General features: G+C 65.8%; 16 protein-coding genes. 12 read left to right on the top strand and 4 right to left on the bottom strand.

Going from position 1 to position 20,133, the window contains the following annotated elements; translation table 11 throughout:
- Nucleotides 1-4 precede the first annotated feature (4 nt).
- The 3 genes from RIN46_RS12900 to RIN46_RS12890 are packed head-to-tail and all read left to right on the top strand — an operon-like array spanning nt 5 to nt 2,987.
- Nucleotides 5-775 (top strand): lysophospholipid acyltransferase family protein, encoded by a 771-nt coding sequence (locus RIN46_RS12900; RefSeq protein ID WP_309081923.1) that lies wholly within the window; start codon nt 5-7, stop codon nt 773-775.
- Entirely contained in the window at nt 772-1,833 is a 1,062-nt protein-coding gene (locus RIN46_RS12895; protein ID WP_309081922.1) for an NAD(P)H-dependent glycerol-3-phosphate dehydrogenase, read from the top strand. Before RIN46_RS12900 ends, RIN46_RS12895 begins: the two co-directional genes overlap by 4 nt.
- Nucleotides 1,830-2,987: a D-alanine--D-alanine ligase family protein gene (locus RIN46_RS12890; protein ID WP_309081921.1), complete on the top strand. Its 1,158-nt coding sequence runs from the start codon at nt 1,830-1,832 to the stop codon at nt 2,985-2,987. The genes RIN46_RS12895 and RIN46_RS12890 overlap by 4 nt, the downstream gene beginning before the upstream one ends.
- Here RIN46_RS12890 and RIN46_RS12885 read toward each other — a convergent pair.
- Nucleotides 2,984-3,385 carry a DUF3515 domain-containing protein gene (locus RIN46_RS12885; RefSeq protein ID WP_309081920.1) on the bottom strand — a complete coding sequence of 134 codons (402 nt, stop codon included), beginning with the start codon at nt 3,383-3,385 and terminating at the stop codon, nt 2,984-2,986. The two genes, RIN46_RS12890 and RIN46_RS12885, sit on opposite strands and share 4 nt — an antisense overlap.
- Nucleotides 3,386-3,658: 273 nt before the next feature.
- Here RIN46_RS12885 and RIN46_RS12880 point away from each other — a divergent pair, with 273 nt between their 5' ends.
- From RIN46_RS12880 to RIN46_RS12855, 6 genes are all read left to right on the top strand, one after another.
- Complete coding sequence (locus tag RIN46_RS12880; protein WP_309081919.1) at nt 3,659-4,708, top strand: LCP family protein; 1,050 nt, start codon at nt 3,659-3,661, stop codon at nt 4,706-4,708.
- A gap of 697 nt (nt 4,709-5,405) precedes the next feature.
- The gene (locus tag RIN46_RS12875) at nt 5,406-5,624 is read left to right on the top strand and encodes a hypothetical protein (RefSeq protein ID WP_309081918.1); all 219 of its coding nucleotides are present in this window, start codon (nt 5,406-5,408) and stop codon (nt 5,622-5,624) included.
- A gap of 159 nt (nt 5,625-5,783) precedes the next feature.
- Nucleotides 5,784-7,361, top strand: coding sequence for a glycosyltransferase family 4 protein (locus RIN46_RS12870; protein WP_309081917.1), 1,578 nt, complete (start codon nt 5,784-5,786; stop codon nt 7,359-7,361).
- Nucleotides 7,362-7,409: 48 nt separating this feature from the next.
- Nucleotides 7,410-8,276 (top strand): ABC transporter permease, encoded by an 867-nt coding sequence (locus tag RIN46_RS12865; protein ID WP_309081916.1) that lies wholly within the window; start codon nt 7,410-7,412, stop codon nt 8,274-8,276.
- Nucleotides 8,266-9,069: a hypothetical protein gene (locus RIN46_RS12860; RefSeq protein WP_309081915.1), complete on the top strand. Its 804-nt coding sequence runs from the start codon at nt 8,266-8,268 to the stop codon at nt 9,067-9,069. The genes RIN46_RS12865 and RIN46_RS12860 overlap by 11 nt, the downstream gene beginning before the upstream one ends.
- 23 nt (nt 9,070-9,092) lie before the next feature.
- Nucleotides 9,093-13,526, top strand: coding sequence for a glycosyltransferase (locus RIN46_RS12855; RefSeq protein ID WP_309081914.1), 4,434 nt, complete (start codon nt 9,093-9,095; stop codon nt 13,524-13,526).
- A 130-nt stretch (nt 13,527-13,656) separates the two neighbouring features.
- Here the strand turns inward: RIN46_RS12855 and RIN46_RS12850 are convergent, their stop codons facing one another.
- Nucleotides 13,657-13,971 carry a hypothetical protein gene (locus RIN46_RS12850; protein ID WP_309081913.1) on the bottom strand — a complete coding sequence of 105 codons (315 nt, stop codon included), beginning with the start codon at nt 13,969-13,971 and terminating at the stop codon, nt 13,657-13,659.
- Between the two features lie 164 nt (nt 13,972-14,135).
- Here RIN46_RS12850 and RIN46_RS12845 point away from each other — a divergent pair, with 164 nt between their 5' ends.
- From RIN46_RS12845 to rsmD, 3 genes are read left to right on the top strand one after another with little or no spacing between them, the layout of a single operon-like run.
- Nucleotides 14,136-15,128: a DAK2 domain-containing protein gene (locus RIN46_RS12845; RefSeq protein ID WP_309081912.1), complete on the top strand. Its 993-nt coding sequence runs from the start codon at nt 14,136-14,138 to the stop codon at nt 15,126-15,128.
- Nucleotides 15,125-17,323 (top strand): ATP-dependent DNA helicase RecG, encoded by a 2,199-nt coding sequence (locus RIN46_RS12840; protein WP_309081911.1) that lies wholly within the window; start codon nt 15,125-15,127, stop codon nt 17,321-17,323. The genes RIN46_RS12845 and RIN46_RS12840 overlap by 4 nt, the downstream gene beginning before the upstream one ends.
- 34 nt (nt 17,324-17,357) lie before the next feature.
- Nucleotides 17,358-17,981 carry a 16S rRNA (guanine(966)-N(2))-methyltransferase RsmD gene (rsmD, locus tag RIN46_RS12835; RefSeq protein WP_309081910.1) on the top strand — a complete coding sequence of 208 codons (624 nt, stop codon included), beginning with the start codon at nt 17,358-17,360 and terminating at the stop codon, nt 17,979-17,981.
- Here the strand turns inward: rsmD and RIN46_RS12830 are convergent.
- Nucleotides 17,968-18,801, bottom strand: coding sequence for a fused MFS/spermidine synthase (locus RIN46_RS12830; RefSeq protein WP_309081909.1), 834 nt, complete (start codon nt 18,799-18,801; stop codon nt 17,968-17,970). The genes rsmD and RIN46_RS12830 overlap by 14 nt on opposite strands.
- Nucleotides 18,798-20,024 (bottom strand): aminotransferase class I/II-fold pyridoxal phosphate-dependent enzyme, encoded by a 1,227-nt coding sequence (locus RIN46_RS12825; protein WP_309081908.1) that lies wholly within the window; start codon nt 20,022-20,024, stop codon nt 18,798-18,800. The genes RIN46_RS12830 and RIN46_RS12825 overlap by 4 nt, the downstream gene beginning before the upstream one ends.
- Nucleotides 20,025-20,133 lie beyond the last annotated feature (109 nt).

The raw sequence follows: 20,133 nt of genomic DNA, 5'->3' as shown, positions 1-20,133 counted from the left end.
GCCCGTGCAAGAGAGCCGCCGCGCGCGCGTCACCTTCGGCTTGATCGCGGGCGTCGCCCGTCCACTCATGAACTTGCTGATGGCCAAACGCTGGGAACGTTTCGACCAGCTGCCGACGAGTGGGTTCATCGCCTGTCCGAATCACGTCACCGAGATCGATCCGGTCGTCGTGGGTCACGCGCTCTACAGCAACGGCAGGCTCCCACGCTATTTGGCCAAGGAATCCCTCTTTGATCTCCCGCTCGTGGGGTGGGTCCTCAAGGCCACGGAGCAGATCCCGGTCACCCGGTCGTCGGCCAGCGCGAACCGCTCGCTGCAGCAGGCGAGAGCACTGCTCGACGCCGGCTCCGTCGCGGTGGTCTATCCGGAGGGGACCCTGACCCGGGACCCCGACCTGTGGCCTATGCGCGGTCGCACCGGCGCCGCCCGTCTCGCCCTGCAGACCCATGCGCCGGTGGTGCCGATTGCGCACTGGGGCGCTCAGGAAGTGCTTCCGCGCTATGGCAAGAGACTTCACGTGCTTCCGCGCAAGACCGTCCGCGTCCGGGTCGGGGATCCCGTCGACTTGACCGACCTCTACGGCAAACCGATCACGAAGACCGTCCTCGAGGAAGCCACGGACCGCATTATGCACGCACTCGCAGCCGGGGTGGGGGAGCTGCGCAGCGAACGGGCCCCGACGCAGTTGTGGGATCCGCGGGAGCACGGCCAGGCGCTGCAGGGGCGCGACTTCGGGGGGCCCGCACCGGCCGGCGGGCAGGGAAGTTCTCAGTGAGTGCGCCCCGGAAGATCACGGTGCTCGGCGCGGGAAGCTGGGGCACGACGTTCGCCAAGGTCCTAGCCGACGCTGCGCAGGCGAACGCCGACGACGGCGGTCCGGCCCGAGTCGTCGTGTGGGCGCGTCGGCCCGCCGTGGCCGCCGAGATCGAGGAACGCCATCGCAATGCCGACTATCTCGACGGCATCGAGCTGCCCGAGAATGTGCACGCCACCTCGGACGCGCGAGAGGCACTGTCCGAGGCGGACATCGTGGTGCTCGCGGTGCCGGCGCAGACGCTGCGTGCCCAGCTCCGCCAGGTCGCCGAGTTCCTGCCGCGTTCGGCCGTCGTCGTCTCGCTCATGAAGGGACTCGAGCGGGAAAGCGATGCCCGCATGAGCGAGGTGATCTGCAGCGAGCTCGAGCTGGACCCGTCCCGCGTCGCGGTGGTCTCCGGCCCGAACCTGGCGATGGAGATCGCCCGGGAGGAGCCCACGGCCTCGGTCGTCGCCTGCGAGGACGAGGAGGTCGCCGCCTGGATCGCGGCAGCCGCCAGCGCGCCGTACTTTCGGCCGTATACCAACTCCGACGTCGTCGGCGTGGAAATGGGCGGCATCGTCAAGAATGTCATCGCTCTGGCCGTCGGCATGTGCGACGGCATGGGGATGGGCGACAACACCAAGGCCTCGGTCATCACGCGCGGCCTCGCCGAGACGACGCGGCTCGCGTCCGCGCTCGGCGGACGCATCGAGACGATGGCCGGGCTCGCCGGTCTCGGCGACCTGGTGGCCACGTGCTCCTCGCCGCTGTCCCGGAACCGCACGGCGGGCCGGCTCCTCGGCGAGGACCTGACGCCGGACGAGGTCGTGTCCAGCATGACCCAGACGGCAGAGGGTATGAAGTCGGCGCACGCCGTCCTGCACCTCGCCCGGCGCAACGGCGTGGAGATGCCGATCACCGAAGCCGTCGTCGCTGTGCTCGACGGACGTCTGTCCACGACGAATATGGCGCGTCAGCTGCTGGGACGCGACCTCAAATCCGAACAAGACCACCGCAACGAAAGCGATGACGAATGAGCTCCTCCCGCAAGCCCCGAGTCCTGCTGCTCTTCGGCGGCCGCTCCTCGGAGCATGCGGTCTCGTGCGTCACCGCCGCCGGCGTCATGGGCGCCATAGACCGGGAGAAGTACGACGTGGTGCCCGTGGGCATCACGCGCGACGGCGTGTGGACCCGCGTGGAGTCCGACCCCGCTGACTGGACGCTCGTGTCCGGCGTGCGCCCCGAGGTGACGCGCGGCAGGAGCACCGTCCGACTGGCGGAGGCGGACGGCCTCGCGCGAACTTCGAACGATGCGGGCATCACGGCGGCAGGTCGCCAGCTCGTCGCAGAGGCGGGCGGCGCGGAAGTCGAGAATCTCGGCACCGTCGACGTCGTTTTCCCGCTGCTGCATGGTCCCTTCGGTGAGGACGGCACCCTGCAGGGGCTGCTGGAGATGGCTGACATCTCCTACGTGGGCTCGGGCGTCGCTGCGAGCGCCATCGGCATGGACAAGCATTTCATGAAGGTCGCCTTCGCTGCGGCGGGCTTCGAAGTGGGGCCATACACCGTCATCACGGACAAGGTGTGGCGTCGGGATCGTGAGGCCGCCCTGCGCTCCGTGGAGTCGCTGGACTACCCCCTCTTCGTCAAGCCGGCCAGAGCGGGTTCCTCGATGGGTATCACGCGTGTGACCGAGCCGTCCCAGCTCATGGCGGCCATCGAGGAGGCCCGCTTGCACGACCCCAAAGTCGTGATCGAGGCCGGGGTGGTGGGACGTGAGATCGAGTGCGGAGTGCTCGAAGGCCGCGGAGCCGGAGCACCTCGCTCCTCCTATCCGGGGGAGATCGTGGTTGCCGACGGATCTCACGCCTTCTACGACTTCGACGCCAAGTATGTCGACGGTTCGGCGGCGAACCTCAGCTGCCCGGCCGAACTCCCGGCGGTGGCTGTGGAAGAGATCAGGACCCTGTCGGCCGCAGCCTTCGACGCTGTCGGGGCCGAAGGGCTGGCCCGAGTGGACTTCTTCTACACGCCTGACGGCCGATGGGTCATCAACGAGATCAACACCATGCCGGGTTTCACACCGACGAGCATGTACCCACAGATGTGGGCGAAGACGGGGTTGGCCTACCCCGAGCTGATCGACGAGCTGATCAGCTTGGCACTGGAGCGCCGACGGGGACTGCGCTAGCGGAAGTCGGTCTCGCGCTCTGTGGAGAGGCACTCCTCCTGCGCGGGAACTCGCTCCACCGAAGCCGCCAATTCCGGAAGGACATTGCTGGACGGCACGGTGTTCGGATCGAAGAGCACCTCGACAGCGGGCGTGCGCCCATAGGACGTGAGTGTCCAGTGGTCCCCGCCCTCGACGGCCAGCCAATCGACACCATTGGCCGTGACGCACGGCTGCGTCGCGAGAGTACTCGGGGTGTCGACGCCGCACCGCACGACGACCGCTGATGGCTCCCCCCAAGCGGCGGTGGCCTGGCTGTTCGTCTCCCGCCGCGCCAGTCCCGACAGGGTTTCCGGCAGATAGACCATGACGTCCGCACAGCGGGGGTCGTTCGCCTTGGGCGCGGGCTCCACGTCCACTACTGGAGCGCATCCTGCGGCCAGCAGGGTCACGGCAGATGCGGCGGCCATGAATAGATGGCGACGGATTCCGGCGCGCCCTTCCACTCGGTCAGTACGGTCGCGGTTTCCCCTTCGTGTCCTTCTCACCCCTCGAGCCTAATGGCAGCCGGCCGGCCAGAGGCTCACGCATGAGCAGTCCCACGCCGCTGGCAGACATTCCGAAATATCGGCATGGCATAATTGCTATTTGGTCCAGCCGCTCGGTTGAGCCGTGAAGAGGATTGGGGTTGTATGAGCCAGGCGGACACGACGTCGGAATTCGACGAGGGGCGGCCCGGCCGCAAGAAGCGGCCAGTACTCATCGTCGTGCTGTCTCTGCTCACTGTCGTGCTGATCGCTGGCGGAATCGCCTTCGGTTACCTCTACAGCCTCATGAACAGCTTCCAGTCGAAGGCACAGACCATCGAATCGGTCTTCCCGACGGATGAGCCACGGCCGGAGCGTCCGGACGCGAGCTCGGACGCGGTGAACTTCCTCGTCATCGGTTCCGACGTCCGCGGGGGCAGCGGCGAGACCGAGAACCTGGCAGATGTGCCGAATGGCGGGCGCTCCGACACGATGATGCTCGTCAACATCCCCGGCGATCGCTCGTCCGTGAACGTGATGTCCATCATGCGTGACACGTGGGTCGAGATCCCCGGGCGCGGCGAGCACAAGATCAACGCGGCACTCGCGTTCGGCGGAGTGCCGTTGCTGGTGCAGACGATCGAAGGACTCGTGGAGGCGCCCATCGATCACGTCGCCATTATCGACTTCGAAGGCTTCAAGGCGCTGACGGACGCGCTGGGCGGCGTCGAGGTGAACAATCCGCGGGCCTTCACGTCCGGCGGGTCCGCAGGAGAGCACTTTCCGGCTGGAGTCATCGAACTGGACGGCGACAGCGCCTTGAAGTTCGTCCGCGAACGGAAACAGTTCAAGGATGGCGACTACACGCGCGTCGCCAATCAGCAGCTCTACATGAGGGCGGTGATGTCAGAGTTCCTCAACGCCGACACCTTGACCAATCCGGGCAAGATCTCCGACGTCGTGAGCGAGTTCTCCCCGTACGTCACCGTGGATCAGAGCCTCGACTCGATGACGCTGGCCAAGATGGGTGTGAGTATGCGTGACGTCCGCAGCTCGGACATCACGACGTTCACGCTTCCCAACAGAGGAGTCGGCCGCTCGGCCGACGGGCAGTCGATCGTGATCTACGACCCCGCGGCGACGGCCGAGGTTGCCGACGCCATCAAGAACGACACCCTGTCCCAGTATGTCGCCGAGAACAATCTTCAGAACTGACATGAAGACGGCACCGCATTCACGGTCGGGGAAGGACCGTGGGTTGAACACGCCGAGCCCGGCGCCCTTGGCGTGGCCGGCACGTGTCTCCGCGTCGGTGCTGTTGGTCGGTGGGATCATCGCGGCGGGGCAGGCAGCGGACTCCGCCGCGGCTAGTCCGCTCCCGACGCCGCCGACCCCTGCCGTAGAGGTGGACGCGAACCCGGCCGACGCTGTTCCAGAACCCCCCTTCCCGACCAGCGCGCCGTCGTCGGACCCCGTCGGGGACGCGACATCGGCCGCTTCGGCCGAACCGTCGCCGACGAGCTCTCCGAAACCGCAGCCCCAGACGGGCGTTACGTCAGAGCGCGGGAGGACTGGTCAGAGCACCCGGGGAGCGACGAATTCGGGCACGACTACCGGATCCCAGCTGGAATCCGCCGGCGGGAACCAATCGGAGCAGCAGCGCGCGGGGACCACCCGCCTCGCCGTCGATCCAGGCACGGGCTACTACATTCACCCGCGCACCGGTTATTTGGTGGTGCCCGAGACCGGACAGATGCTGACCCCCGGTACGCTGGCGGACACCGGTTACAGGTACAGCTTCCTTTCCGGCCGCGTCCTCTACGCAACCCCTGAGGCGGGATCGCCTTCATCGTCCGGGCCAGCGTCTCCGCGCGCCGCTGAGACACCGTCGGAGGCAGCATCGGCCGACCACATGAGTTCTGCGGACCAGACCGAGCATGCCTTGGCGGCGCCCCCTACCGCACCGCAGGATGACAGTGAATCCTCGGCAGCCGCCTCCGCGGTGCGCACAGGAAACGATGCTGCCCTCCAGTCGGTCGCTAACGCGGGCGTGGCCATCATTGTCGGCGGCGGCGCGGTGCTGTACTACCTGAAAGTCTTCCGCCGCCCCACCACGAAGGCGAAGCCGTAGACGATGAATGTTCTAGTGCACCGTCACACGCTCAAGCGGCATTGGCAGGAGGATCCGGCTTCATTCATCCTGCGGCTCTGGCGTCGGAATGCCACCAACTCTCACCGTCGCGTCCTCACGGCCGTTGACACGCTTCTGGGGGCCGCACCTGGTACTCGAATGGCCGCCACCGCGGCACTGCTTCGAGAGAACCCCGACTCGGTGCGCGAACGCCTCAAAGCTGCGCTCGCCAAGGGCCCTCGGGGAACTCAGGCAAAGTACTTCGCTGACCTCGCGCTCGTGGCACATGAGCCCGAGCTCGCGAAGGTATTCGCTGAGCGGATGGACGACGCGATCGGAACAGAGCAAACCCTCGCCAAACTCGACTTCTACAACGGGAACACCACCCAGGCGATCTCGCGGCTCGATCCTGGGAACAGCCGTCTCGCTCGTCTCCGCGAACGGTACCTCGCCGAGCAGGAAGTGTTCGGCGACTGGGTGCCCGTAGTTCCAACGGTCGACGCTTACGAGCCGCGCGCCCAGACGGTGCTTCACTTGTTGACGAATTCGCTGCCCTACACAACTACTGGGTATACGCAGCGTTCGCACTCTCTCCTCAAGGCCCAAGCGGCTGCCGGTTGGCATGTCCACGCAGCCACCAGGCTCGGCTATCCGGAGTCGCTAGGCATCCTGCCACACCACAGCAAACAGACACTCGAACACGTCACGTACCACCGCCTCCGTTCCGACGGTCCGATACCCAACATTCGGGACCGCCTGCAGGAGGAGACGGAAAAGCTCCTCAAGCTCGTGCTCGACCTTAGGCCGACAGCGCTCCACACGACGACCCACTTCGTGAACGGACTGGTCGCGAGGGCGGTCGCCGAGGCGGTCGGCATCCCGTGGGTGTACGAGGTCCGCGGACAACTATCCGACACTTGGGCTTCGAAGCGAGGACCGGAGGCGACGGAATCTGAGCGCTATCGACACTTCAATGCCCGCGAAGCGGAGGTGATGGCGGCAGCCGACCTCGTTCTTACATTGGGACACGCCATGAGGAACAAGATCGTCGCGGCCGGGGTCGATCCCGCACGCGTGCTGCTATCACCGAATGCGGTCGGCACCGCGTACCTCGAGACCCCGAAACCCTCCCGTGCCGCCAAGACGGCGCTGCACCTCGACCCAGACAAGTTCTATATCGGCACGGTCTCTTCCCTGGTCGCCTACGAGGGGCTCGATGATCTCATCAGTGCGTACGCCGAGCTGCGGCGGGAACGCGACGACGTCGAACTGATGATCGTGGGCGACGGCATAGCCATGCCGAGTCTGCGCCTCCACGCGGCCGAGCTCGGGCTGGACCCGGAGGAAATCTTCACTGGACGCGTTCCGGCTCACCAGGCACCCCTCCGTCATCAGGCGCTCGACGTTTTCGTGGTGCCCCGCAAGGACTTCGCCGTCACTAGGTCAGTCACGCCGCTGAAGCCGGTCGAAGCCATGGCATCGTGTCGACCCGTGGTCGCCTCGGACTTGCCCGCGCTCCGGGAGATGGTCAGTGAAGGAGTCACAGGCTCCCTCGTACCTCCCGGGAACCCGTCTGCTCTGGCTGCAGCGATAGACAGGTTGCTTGAAGACGGAGAGGCGCGATCGCGTATGGGATTCGCTGGACGTTCGATGGTACTTCGGTCTCGAACATGGGAGAGGAACGCGCGAATGTGCATAGAGAAGTATATGGAATTGGGGAAGTTCGCCCATGACTAAGGTAGGCTTTCATATCCTTGCATTAATGGAACGGTCGGTTGTATGCCAGTGAGCGAGCGTGCCGTGGAAGTCGATGTAGGGCATCTAAGTCTTCGAGGCGAAAAAGATTCGCTCATAGACTATATTCTTCGTGTGTGGGATGTGCGTAGCTTCATGTTTCACGAGGCCAGAACGCATGTTTCAAGTCGCGGAGAGCATCAAGCGCTCGGAAATCTTTGGCTGATCATCAATCCCATCATGGATGGCGCAGTATTCTATATTGTGTTCGGACTCATTCTTCAGATGGATAAAGGCATTCCGAACTTTATTGCCTTCCTATTGGTGGGCGTTTTCTGTTTCCAGATGACAACCCGCTGCGTCAACGGCTCCTCGATGTCGATTTACCGGTGGCGGACCTCCTCGTCCACAAGCTCGCTCCCTGCTATCGCGGCGCCTATTAACGAAAATCTCCGGACGTGGATCGCCGGGCTCCCGAGCTACCTTGTACTCGTTGTCATGATCCTTGCTTTGCCGCCTCTCGAGAATCTTAGTCCGATCGCGTTTCTGGTCGTTCCGGTCATCGTCTTACAAATCGGTATCAACCTAGGAATCTCGCTCATCGCAGCACATTTTATCGCGCGGGTCCCCGACCTCAACAATATTCTGAGGGTATCAACCAGGGCGTGGATGTTTGGCTCCGGCGTCATGTTCCCGGTGGCCAAATTCGCGGAACTAGGGCCGGTATTCGCCTTCATTATCCATTGGAATCCAATGGCTTGGGTTCTCAATCATATCCGTGAAGTCTTCGTGTACAACGAATTGCCGTCCATCGAGGGGTGGCTAATAATGATCTTGTGGGCTGTAGTCCCTCTTCTCGCTGGCACGGTTCTGATCTGGCGCGGCGAAAGCAGTCATAGGAGCGTTGGTGATGAATGAAGGCGGTTCCGTCGCCGGTGAGATGCGTGCGAATATGGTCCTCCAAGGGATCCGTCATTCGCAGACCTATGGTCGGGGCAAAAATGAGTATGCGATTGAAATTGACGGGCTCGATCTCGTCGTCTGGTCGGGGGAGACCCTGGGGATCCTCGGCGCGAAGAGGGATGGTATTAACACAGTGGCCGACATCATGTGCGGGTCGCTGTCACCCTCGAGTGGTCATATCTATGAGTCCGGTCAGGTCATTAATCTATCCCCATCCACCGAGTTCCTAGCTGATGAAAGTCTTCGAGTCAATCTTCAGAGGGTTGCGAGAGCGCGCCAAGTCAACGGGGCATCCTTGCGTGGGCTGATCGACGTAGTGGTTGATGAGGCACACGCGGGGGGAGTCATTGACGAGATAGTCGACGATATTGATTCGTTGACCGTGGCACGGTGCCAAATTTTCATGGCATTGGCGACCGGGATTCGGCTCCTGATCATCGAGGACGCGGAAAGCATCTCTGAAGCCTTTCGCGACGAACGCGTAGAGTCCAAACTCCATGGATTCCGCAGGCGGGGCGGATCGATTGTACTCTTATCGCGTGATGTGAATTTCTTGGCTCGCACGAGTGACCGGATCGCCTGGTTTCGCAAGTCCGAAATCTTGATGGACGCCCCGGCGAGACAGATTCCAATTTGGTACAATCAGTTGACGAAAGCCGAGCGCTCCAAAGAAAAGGCCAAGGCTGGGCAAATCCTGCGTCGAATCCGAGCGCAGTTCGGACCCGCGGCCATTCGGGTCGTCAAATAACCGTGGAGGATCGAAAGGCAGTCATGGGCACGAAAATTAATCGTCCACTCTCAGGTCTCGAAAACCCGTTGTCCCGTGCCCGAGCACGCCGCATTGAGACTGAAATGGCCCGAGGCACCTTGGATCCGCTGCGTCTGGTCGACGAGCTGGCAAAGGAGAAACAGCTTCGAAAACGGGCGGAGGAGCAGCTCAAGTCAGTCTCTCGCGAACAAGGCAGACTGCGCGAAGAGCTTGCTGCAACTCGAGCAAAGCGTGATCATTTGGCGCGTCAACTCGAGAAGCAGACGATACGGGTAGACAAGTTCAAAGACGCCTACAATTCTCTACGCGCGAGGCGTTCGGTCAGAGTCGCAGGTCTACTGAGCGATCCTTCACGAATCGTGCGGAGATTTACGAGGCCGGTCACGGACAATACTCGAGTCGTGACAGCGGCTCCGAGGGCAATTTCCGCCGATGCAGGAGCCGCGGAGATTGCTTCCGCCAACCTGACGGAACGGTCCGTACCAGATGCTTTGCCACCGCTTAATCCGGGTCAGAAGCCGATTGAGGCCATGCGGGAGCAGTTCGACGCGGGGTGGCTTCGCGGAGCGCTGGAGGCGCTCGGCGCCCCGGGAGAGGACGAATCCGCTGCAGAAACGTTCTGGAGAAACAAGCTCAACGGTCAGATAACGCTTTTTGAGCAGCTCCCAATGCTCGCGCCGCGCGGTCTGACTCCGGGGTTGCAGCCTGTCCATGGGCGCGTCATGTATTGCGCCCATAGCACTGCTGAATACCAATCGAACGGTTACTCGACCCGGACGAGTCATCTTGTGTCGGCGCTCGGTGCTGCCGGCGAGGATGTGCTAGTCGTTGCGCGTCCTGGCTACCCTTGGGACACCACGACCGATAAGCGACCTCCAGTCGAGCGGAGGGTCAGGCGGCCCTATGGCGGTCTGGACTACTTCTACAACCCTGGACTGGATTGGTCGCGCACACCACTCGATGTATACGTGCAACAGGCAGCCGACACCTATGTGCGGGAGGCGTTGCTTCACCGCCCGGCGGTTATTCATAGCGCTTCCAACTATTTCACGGCGCTCCCCGCGCTCATTGCGGCGCGTCGCCTCGGGTTGCCTTTCGTGTATGAGGTTCGCGGCCTGTGGGAGGTCACTGAAGTAGCCGCTAGGGGGGATGGTTGGGTGAACACGGAGCGGTTCCAGCTTGCGGCGCGACTAGAGAGCTATGTGGCCGCCAATGCAGATCGTGTGCTGGCCATAACGGATGAGGTGCGCGCCGAGTTGGTGGCGCGTGGAGTCGAGCCCGACCGGATCGGTTCGCTACCAAATGCCGCAGATCCGGCAACGTTTGTTCCGGGTCCGAGGGACAGAGGTTTGGCCAAGGCGCTGCGGATCACCTCCGATGACTTCGTTATCGGTTACGCGGGCAGCATGGTTGCATATGAAGGGCTCGACCTTCTCGTGCGAGCGTTCGAAAAGGTGCATGAAGTGCTGCCGAACGCCCGACTTGTTCTCGTCGGGGACGGCAAGGAGCGGAAGGTACTGGAGAGCCTCGTCGATGAGCTTGATTTGGCCGAGGCTGTTACCTTTACAGGGCGCGTGAAACCCACCATGGTTCGCAAATACCTTTCGCTCTTCGATGTCGCTCCCTGTCCGCGGCGCTCCAACGTCGTGACGGAGATGGTCTCTCCACTCAAACCGCTCGAGGCGATGGCAGCCGGGATACCTGTCGTAGGGTCCGACGTAGCGCCGATCAAGCACTTGATTGGTGAGGAACAGCGGCGAGGCTACCTGTTTGCGGCGGGTGACGCCGATGCCCTCGCCGATGTCCTGATCGAGCTGGGACAAGCGCCCGAACGGCGAGCTGATCTTGGGCGAGCGGCCCGTAGCTGGGCGGTCAAATACCGGTCATGGGCTGCAGTCGCACGGCGTGCAACCGCAACTCACAAAGAACTAATGGCTGCTGGGCATGTTTCGGCCAATCAAGGGTCGCCGGCTATCCGAATGCTCGCCGGCGTCCGTCTGGGTCTTATCGCCGACGAATTCACGTTCGCCACCTTCGGACCGGAGTGCCGAACAACTGCTCTTTACCCTGAGACATGGCATGAAGTGCTCGAGACGGGGGGCCTCGACGTATTGCTCGTCGAATCGGCTTGGGCCGGCAACGGTGGAGCTTGGACTCGTGGAGTTGGTTACTACAGCGATGAGGAGATCGCCCCACTCAAAGCCCTTGTGGAAGCATGCCGTGCCCGCGGGATCCCAACGATCTTCTGGAACAAGGAGGACCCCGTCCACACGGAGCGGTTCATCCGTACCGCCGTGCTCTTCGACCACGTGTTCACCACCGACGCCGACTGCATTCGCCGCTACGCGACCGAAGGCGCGGGCACAGTGCGTACCGTAGCGTCGCTTCCCTTTTTCGCGCAGGCAACGCTGCATCACCCGTTCCCGGTTGACCGAGCTTATGAGCACACCGTCGCCTACGGCGGCTCGTACTACGGTGACCGGTATCCAGACCGTTCTGCAGAACTATTGCGCATTCTCGGCGAGGTGGAACCGCATGGCCTGACGATCTACGACCGTCAGGTCAATCACGAGAACAGCCCCTATCGGTTCCCTGAGCAGTTGGCACCGCACGTGCGAGGGGGACTCGATTACTCGGAGATGGTGGCTGCCTACAAGTCGCATCCGGTCCACGTGAACGTCAACTCCGTGGACAAGTCTCCCACGATGTTCTCCCGGCGAGTGATGGAACTCTCGGGCTGCGGTACGCCGGTCATCTCCGGTCGAGGGAGGGGCGTCACCACGCTTTTCGCGGAGCTGCTACCGCTGGCGGCGAAGGCGGGGACCGCAGATTTGCTGGCCGACTATTGGCTGAACGACGAGGCCGGACGAAACGCGGACGGATGGTGCCTCCATCGGCACGTCTACCGTGCCCACCTGGCGACGCACAGACTGGCCTATATGCTCCGGACGGCCGGGCTGGCCATCGCCGTGGAGGCACTTCCCGACTATGTTCTCGAGGTCGAGTCGCTCACCCCGACCGTCGCGTCCAGCATTCTCGACCAGACGCACCGGCCGGTCGCCGTCCGGAGCCGCGAGACCGCCTCCTCCGCGACCGCCGATGTCCTCGGTGCGGCAGGGATCGAGATCTCGACCGAGGACGGCGACTTCCCGGACTTGTCGCGGGCTTGGTTCGGTGAAGCACTGAACGACCCCGAGATCGCCGAGGACCTCGCGCGCTCGCTCTGGCTCGAGCGCCGGGTCTCGGGCGAGCAGGCGCTGGAGCGTGCAGAGGTGCAGCCCCGGGACGTTGACGAGCGGGGCAAGACGCTGCTGGTCCGGCGCGCCTCCGTCGCTGGGTCACCGTGGTTTGGTCGCGATTCCGCCGGAGTCGAACCGGTGGTCGCGGTCCGGAGGGCTGTCGTCGCCGACACGCCGAGCAAAGCGCCGGAGGAGATCGCCGATGCGGTCCGCCCGCAGACGGTCCTCGTGGCCGGCCACGACCTGAAGTTTGCGCGAACGTTGATCGAACGCCTGCAATCGTCCGGGCACACGCTGCTGATCGACGAGTGGCAGGACCATGCCCAGCACGACCCGGAGCAGAGCCGCCGACTGCTGGCGGAAGCGGACGTGGTCTTCTGCGAGTGGTCATTGGGCAATGCCGAGTGGTACTCGCGTCACGTACGGGCGGATCAACGACTCGTCGTCAGGTTCCATTCCCAGGAACTGTTCACCCCGTACCCCGAACGGACCGAGGCGAAGCGTTTCGATGCGACCGTCTACGTCGGCCGACTCGTCCGCGACATGGCGGTCAGCCGGCTGGGATACCCCGAGGGCTCGGCCCGCATCATCCCCAACGCCGTCGACCCAGCACTGTTCGACCAGGACAAGCAGGACGGGAGCCGGTTCAATCTGGGCCTCGTGGGGATCGTGCCGCGGCAGAAGCACCTCGACCGCGCCCTCGACGTGCTCCGGCAGCTCCGTCTGACTGATCAGCGCTACCAGCTCTTCATCAAGGGCAAGACGCCGGAGGACTACCCGTGGATGCTCAAACGCGATGACGAGATGGCGTACTACAACGCCCAGCACGCCCGCATCGCGGAGGACCCGCTGCTGAAGGGCGCCGTTCACTTCGACGGTCATGGGAACGACATGGCCGAATGGTACGGCAAGATCGGCGTCGTCCTGTCCGTGAGCGACTTCGAGTCCTTCCATCTCACGCTGGCCGACGGCGGTGCCTCGGGTGCGCTTCCCGTGTCCCTGGCGTGGCCGGGCGCCGAGCACATCTACCCCGGAGACTGGCTGCACCTGACCGTCGGGTCCATGGCGGAAACGATCCTCGAGACCACCGGTGACGAGGCAGCCTACACGGAGGCCACCCGCAGAGCCCGGGAGTACTGCCAGAGATTCCACGCCGATCTGGTCCTGGGGGAGCTCGAGCGAGTAGTGCTCGGCTGATTGCCGGGAGGTGGAATACAAAGGGCGGGCTCGGCATCGAAGCGAATCGATGCCGAGCCCGCCCTTCGCCGTCCGGACGACGTCGCCGTCCCGTTAGTGGTCCGGATCGCCGGGCCGACGCCGGAGTGTGTCAGCTGACCAGATAAAGGGCGAAAGCTACTAGGGGGACGGAAACGACGCCCGCGACGAGCAATGTCTTGACGATCAGCCGCTTGCGTCGGAGCTTTGCCTCGCTTGTCACGAAGGAAGTCAGCAGCGTTATTCCCGTCGTGGCGGGGTGCAGGTCGTCGTCCGGCTCCCGGCGCGTGCCGAGCCAGGGCACGCGGTCTGGATCGGCGTGGAAAGGATCCGCCAGACCCGCGGGCACGGCTGCCCCGGGGTCCTGCCGCGCGTGGCGCGCACCGGCGGCCGCGTGGCGGGCCGCCGTCCTGGTGCGGCGAGTCATCTCCAGCCTCCATGTCGAGAAAAGTCCTGCCCGATCATACGCACCATAGCTCGGAGCTTCCGGCATTTCGGCGGTTCACTGGCCGACGGCGGCGGGTACGGAAACGCATGGGATACGCTGTGAGGCGGACAAATGCGGCTATCCAGCCGTTCTAGGCGAAACCGATGGGCAGAGACGTGCAGCAGAAACTCGCGACCGGAGCGCAGGGCGCCAGAGCGTGGTTGAAGCAGGCAGAGACCGTGCTCGGCAACCACAGCGACCGGCTGGATGCGATCAATGTCTTCCCCGTCCCGGACGGGGACACGGGCACGAACCTCTACCAGACGGTACGCATCGCCTCCGAACGGGCGCAGGAACTCCAGGACACCGAGGATATCGGCGTGCTCCTGCGCGAGGCCGCCCAGGCAGCCCTGGAGAACGCACGGGGGAACTCCGGGACGCTGCTCTCGGTCTTCCTCCTCGGCTTCGCCGAGCCCCTGGTGGGACAGCGCCGTCTGGTCCTCCAGCATCTCTCCGAAGGGCTCGACCGGGGGCAGCTGCGCGCCTGGTCCGCGCTCACCGACCCGGTTCCAGGCACCATGCCCAGCGCGATGAGCGCCGCCAACGAAGCGGTCAATCGTGCGCTCGAGGACTCCCTGCGCGACGTCGACCTGCACTCGCGGGCCGCGCTGCTCACGGGCTTGGACGCGGCCGTCGAGGGGACCCGACTGGCCGTGGTCGCATCCGAGGGCGAACTGGACCTCCTGACGAGAGCGCAGGTCGTCGACGCGGGAGCCATGGGCTTCCTCCTCGTCCTCGAGGCGCTCAAGGCAGCCGTTGTCGGAGAGCCCGTCGATGAGTTCGTTCTCGAGGGGTTCCCGGGGTACGCGATCCAGGATCCCCACATCCACGCAACCGCCGAGGCGGAGGAAGGCGTCGAGGTCATGTGCAGCATGTCCCTGTCCCCGCTCGACGCCGCGCTGCTCCGCGGCCAGCTCGACGACATGGGCGAGTCCGTGATCATGAGCCCCTTGCCCGACGGCTCCGGGGAGGCGACTCGCTGGCGGGTCCACGTCCACGTTCCCGAGGCCGCGCCAGTTCTGGAGATGTTCCGCACCTTCTGCGAACCGGAGAATGTGACGGTGACCAGTCTCAGCACCGCCCAAGACTGCGCATGACGGCCGTACCCGTCCGCGAGCAGCCCCTGAGCGCGCTGCTGGCGGCCGCCGACGCCACTCGGATCGAGCGCGAGCTCGGCATCACGACTCTCGGCGATCTCCTCGACTACTACCCCCGACGCTACATCGAGCGCGGCGCCTTGGCGCCCATCGCCGAGCTCGTGCCCGGCGTCGATGCAAGCGTCATCGGCACCGTGGTCGACTTCCGTAAGCGCCGCATGCACCAGCGGCGCGGCACGCTGTACGAGCTCAAGGTCGCGGATGACCCCGATGCTGCCGGTGCGCGCGTAAGCGTGGTCTTCTTCAACAACCGTGCCGTCGAGCGACTCGTGACGGGCACCCGCCTGCTGCTCTCGGGTGTGCCGACCGTACGGCAGGACGGCCTCACGCTGAGCCACCCCGACTACGAGATCCTCGCCCCCGAGAGCGATGACCCCGGCGTCGACCTGAGGCCGACACCGATCTACGGCGCCACCAAGACCATGGCGAGCGACTGGATCCGCAAGCAGATCGGCCGGCTCCTCGACGACGGCGTCCTGGAGGGCCTCGCCGACCCCCTGCCCCCCGAGTCACAGGCGGCGGAACGGCTCCTGCCCCTGCGCCAGGCGTATCGCTCCATCCACCGACCGGACACGCTCCAGGAGGCCTACCGGGCCCAGCACCGGTTCAAGTACCAGGAAGCCTTCCTCCTGCAGACGGTGCTGGCGACCCGCCGGGCGGCCCACGAGGCCCTGCCGGCGGTTCCCCGGCCGCCGCGGTCCGACGGCGTGCTGTCGGCGTTCGATGCCGCCCTGCCCTTCACGCTCACGGCCGGTCAGCTGGCGGCGGGTGCTGAGATCTCGGCGGACCTGGCCTCCACGTCGCCGATGAACCGCCTGCTGCAGGGCGAGGTCGGCTCCGGCAAGACCGTCGTCGCGCTCCGGGCGATTCTTCAGACCGTCGACGCCGGGGCGCAGGCGGCGTTCCTCGCCCCGACCGAGGTCCTCGCCGAGCAGCACTTCCGCTCGATCCGCGCCGCGCTCGGCCCGTTGGGGGAGGGCGGCACGCTCACCGCCGCGGAGCACGCCATCCGCGTGGACCTGCTCACCGGATCGACCCCGCAGGCCTCCAAGAAGCGCACCCTCCTCGGGCTCGCCAGCGGTGAGGTGGATCTCGTGGTGGGCACGCACGCGCTGCTCTCCGAGAACGTCGGTTTCGTCGAGCTCGGGATGGTCGTGGTCGACGAGCAGCATCGCTTCGGCGTCGAGCAGCGCGACGTCCTCCGCCAGCGGGCCGCGACCACGCCCCACACCCTGATCATGACGGCGACGCCCATTCCGCGGACCATCGCGATGACCAGTTTCGGCGATCTGGCCGTCTCCACGCTCACGGAGTTGCCGCGCGGACGCCAGCCGATCCGCACCCATGTCTCCTCCCTCGAGGCGCACCCGGCGTGGGAGACCCGGCTCTGGGAACGCGCCCGGGAAGAGATCGCCGCCGGCCGGCAGGTCTTCGTCGTCTGCCCTCTCATCGGCGGGGCCGCGGACCGCAACGGCGGCGGGAAAGCCCGGGCGGGCTCGTCCGCTGGCGCCGACGAGGGACCGCAGCCGACATCCGCCGAGGCGCTGACGGAGCAGCTGGTCAACGAGCCCTCCCTCCGGGAGGCGGTGATCTCGATCCTGCACGGCGGGCTGCCCAGCGACGTCAAGGACCAGACGATGACGGCGTTCGCCCGCGGCGAGATCGACCTGCTGGTCTCGACCACCGTCGTCGAAGTCGGCGTCGACGTCCCGAACGCCACCCTCATGATCATCATGGACGCCGACCGCTTCGGGGTCGCCCAGCTCCATCAGCTGCGCGGGCGAGTGGGGCGCGGGGCGCACGGGGGCACGTGCATCCTGGTCACCCGGCTCGCGGAGGACCACCCCTCGACCGGCCGCCTGTTCAAGGTCGCTAGCACCACCGACGGGCTCGAGCTGAGCGAGTACGACGTCGATACGCGCAAGGAGGGGGATATCCTCGGGGCCTCCCAGAGCGGTGGAGCGTCGAGCCTGAAGCTCCTCCGCGTGACACGGGACCAGAAGGTCATCGCCCGGGCGCGGGACGCTGCTTTCGACGTCATCCGGCGCGACCCCGGCCTGGAGGGATACCCGACGCTCCGCCATATCATCTCGACCATGGACGAGGACAGCAAAGCCTTCCTCGAGCGGGCCTGACCGCGCCTGGGGGCGCCGGAGACTGGAGGACTGAATGAGCCGCATCATCGCAGGGATCGCTGGTGGCCTCGCGCTGACCAGCGTGCCGGGCACGGGGACGCGCCCCACGACCGACCGGGTGAAGGAGTCCGTCTTCTCACGCCTCGAGCACTGGGAGGCGATCCAGGACGCGAGGGTGCTCGATCTCTTCGCGGGCAGCGGCGCGCTGGGTCTCGAGGCCGTGAGCCGGGGCGCCCGACGCGCGGTACTCGTCGACTCTGCGGACGCGGCCGTCAGGACCGCCCGCGCCAACGCGGAACGAGTGAACAAGGCCGTCGGGGCGGGGCAACGGGGCGGCCGCGGCAGCGCGGGTCCGGCGCAGACGGAACGGGGGACCACGGGTGCCCGCGCGGTCAAGGGGCGCGCCCCCGGCATCATCGGGACGCTGGGCGACGTGTGGGACCTGGTCTTCCTCGATCCTCCATACCCGGTGACCGAGGAGGAGCTGGCCGAGGTCCTGGAGAGTCTGCTCCCGCGCCTGTCGGAGTCCGCCGTCGTGGTCGTCGAGCGGTCCAGCCGGTCGCCGGAGCCGGCCTGGCCGGCGGGTCTCGAGATGATCGACGGCAAGAAGTACGGGGAGACCCGGATCTGGTATGCAGAGCCGGCTAACCGCGGCTGAACCCGTCCAGCTCGACGCCGTGGAGCGTGGTCCCCGGGAACGGGCCGGCCGCGGAGAGCCGCTCCAGCTCCTGGGCCTCGAACGGAGACTCGGAGGCCACCGCCACGATGTTCCCGGCATACCGGCCGGTGAAGAGCTCCGTCGCCCCGGTGGCCAGGACATCGGCGAACGCCCCGCGCAGCGCCCGGATCTGCTCGCGGGCGAAGTGCATCCCCTCGTCGTCGCCTACGTTGACGATCAGCAGGCCTCGTGGCGTCAGCTGCTTCCGCAGGAGCCGGTAGAAATCGGGGTCGGCGAGGTGCCCGGGGGAGTCCCGGCCCGTGAAGATGTCCAGCACGACGGCGTCGAACCCGTGGCCTGCTTCAGCGTCGCGGGCGGAGACGGTCAGGTGCTCCACATACGCCCGCGCGTCGTCCACCACCGAGACGATGTCCCGTCCCCGCTGCAGCTCCGTCGGCAGCGGCACGAGCCCGGTGACGAAGTCGACGAGCTCGCGCTCGATGTCGACGACCGTCTGGCGGCTGCCCGGGCGGCGGAGTCCGATCGACCGAGGCAGCGTCAGGGCACCGGCGCCGAGGTGGAGGACCCGCAGCGCCGGGAGATCTCCGCCGGCGTCGGCCGGGAATCTGGCGTCGAGCGCATGGGAGATGCGCTGGAGGTATTCGTAGAAGATGATCCGCTGGTCCGCGAGGTGGACGTGGGACTGCTCCGCCTCGCCGACCAGCAGGATGACCGCCTCGTCCTGCAGTGGATCTGCAATGATCCGGGCGACCGCCCCGGAGGCCATGGACAGGCTGCGGTTGGTCCGCCGGGTGCTCACAGGATCTCCGGCAGGCGCTGCAGCCGCTCCGCCGCCTCGGCGAGCACCTCCGGGCGCTTGCAGAACGCGAAGCGCAGCAGGGGCGCGTAGGTCTCGCGCCCCTGCGGATGGACGAACGCAGTGACGGGGATGGCGGCGACGCCGAGCGCCTCCGGCAGCCGATAGGCGAGCTCCCGCGCGTCGACGACGCCGAGCGGGCGCGTATCGGCGATGAGGAAGTAGCCGGCCGCGGGGCAGTTGACGTCGAGGCCGATCGAGGTCAGCGCGTCACCGAGGAGACGCGACTGCTCCTGCAGCTGGGTTGCTCTGGCGAGGAAGAAGGCCTTGTCGAACCCCAGGCCCCGGGCGACGGCTCGCTGGAAGGGGCCGCCGGAGGAATACGTCAGGAACTGCTTGACGGCCCGCGCGGCGGTCACGAGTTCTCGAGGGCCCGTCAACCAGCCGACCTTCCATCCGGTGAGCGAGAACGACTTGCCGGCCGAGCCCGCCGTCAGGGTGATGTCGGCCGCGTCGGGCAGGGTCGCCACGGGCACGTGGGCTCCCTCGAACACCAGATGCTCGTAGACCTCGTCACTCAGGATCCAGGCGCCGACCTCGAGGCAGCGTTGAACGATCGCTTCCAGGGCCTCGGTCGCGACGATCGTGCCGGTCGGGTTGTGCGGGGTGTTGACGACGACGAGACGCGTGCCGGGTGTGATGGCCTGCTCGATGTCCTCGATGCGCGGCTGGAAGTCGGGCCAGCGCAGGGGAATGGTGGCATGGGTTCCGCCGGCCAGCCCGATCATCGCCGCGTACGAATCGTAGAACGGCGACAGCGTGACCACCCGGTCACCGGCCGAGACGAGGGCGAGAATCGTCGCGGCGATCCCCTCGGTGGCGCCGGTGGTGGCGAGGACCTCGGTCTGTGGATCCAGTTCGCGGCCGTAGAACCGCCGCTGGTGTTCGGCCACGGCGGTACGGAGCTCCGGCAGTCCGATGCCGGGGGCGTACTGGTTCAGCCCTCCCTGATCGATGCCGAGCGCGATGGCTTCCTGCGCGGCGGAGCGCAGCTCGGCAGGGCCGTCCGAATCCGGGAAGCCCTGCCCCAGATTGATGGCGTCATAGCGGTTCGCCAGAGCCGTCAGCTCCTCGAAAACCGTGGGGGCGACTGCGCCGCTGCGGCCCAGCAGACCCGCTGCGTCTGCGGCGCGCTGCCAGGGTGCCTGGGATGAATGGGCCGTCATTCAGTGCCTTCCGTTGGAGCGGGTTCCGCGCCTGCACAGTCGCCGCCGGATGCGGCGGACCGGGACAGAAACGCTGCGGGCGGGATCATGAGAAGCTTAGGGGCGCTAT

This window comes from Zhihengliuella sp. (genome assembly GCF_031178195.1).
Lineage (GTDB): Bacteria > Actinomycetota > Actinomycetes > Actinomycetales > Micrococcaceae > Zhihengliuella.
Note: the sequence above shows the minus strand (reverse complement) of the source record. Positions and strands in the feature narration are given on the sequence as shown.

What these genes read in the sequence shown, in the direction of transcription:
- RIN46_RS12890 (WP_309081921.1), top strand. Translation starts at nt 1,830, where the DNA reads ATGAGCTCCTCCCGCAAGCCCCGAGTCCTGCTGCTCTTCGGCGGCCGC.
- RIN46_RS12880 (WP_309081919.1), top strand. Translation starts at nt 3,659, where the DNA reads ATGAGCCAGGCGGACACGACGTCGGAATTCGACGAGGGGCGGCCCGGC.
- RIN46_RS12875 (WP_309081918.1), top strand. Translation starts at nt 5,406, where the DNA reads ATGAGTTCTGCGGACCAGACCGAGCATGCCTTGGCGGCGCCCCCTACC.
- RIN46_RS12870 (WP_309081917.1), top strand. Translation starts at nt 5,784, where the DNA reads ATGGCCGCCACCGCGGCACTGCTTCGAGAGAACCCCGACTCGGTGCGC.
- RIN46_RS12855 (WP_309081914.1), top strand. Translation starts at nt 9,093, where the DNA reads ATGGGCACGAAAATTAATCGTCCACTCTCAGGTCTCGAAAACCCGTTG.
- RIN46_RS12850 (WP_309081913.1), bottom strand. Translation starts at nt 13,971, where the DNA reads ATGACTCGCCGCACCAGGACGGCGGCCCGCCACGCGGCCGCCGGTGCG.
- RIN46_RS12845 (WP_309081912.1), top strand. Translation starts at nt 14,136, where the DNA reads ATGGGCAGAGACGTGCAGCAGAAACTCGCGACCGGAGCGCAGGGCGCC.
- RIN46_RS12840 (WP_309081911.1), top strand. Translation starts at nt 15,125, where the DNA reads ATGACGGCCGTACCCGTCCGCGAGCAGCCCCTGAGCGCGCTGCTGGCG.
- rsmD (WP_309081910.1), top strand. Translation starts at nt 17,358, where the DNA reads ATGAGCCGCATCATCGCAGGGATCGCTGGTGGCCTCGCGCTGACCAGC.
- RIN46_RS12825 (WP_309081908.1), bottom strand. Translation starts at nt 20,024, where the DNA reads ATGACGGCCCATTCATCCCAGGCACCCTGGCAGCGCGCCGCAGACGCA.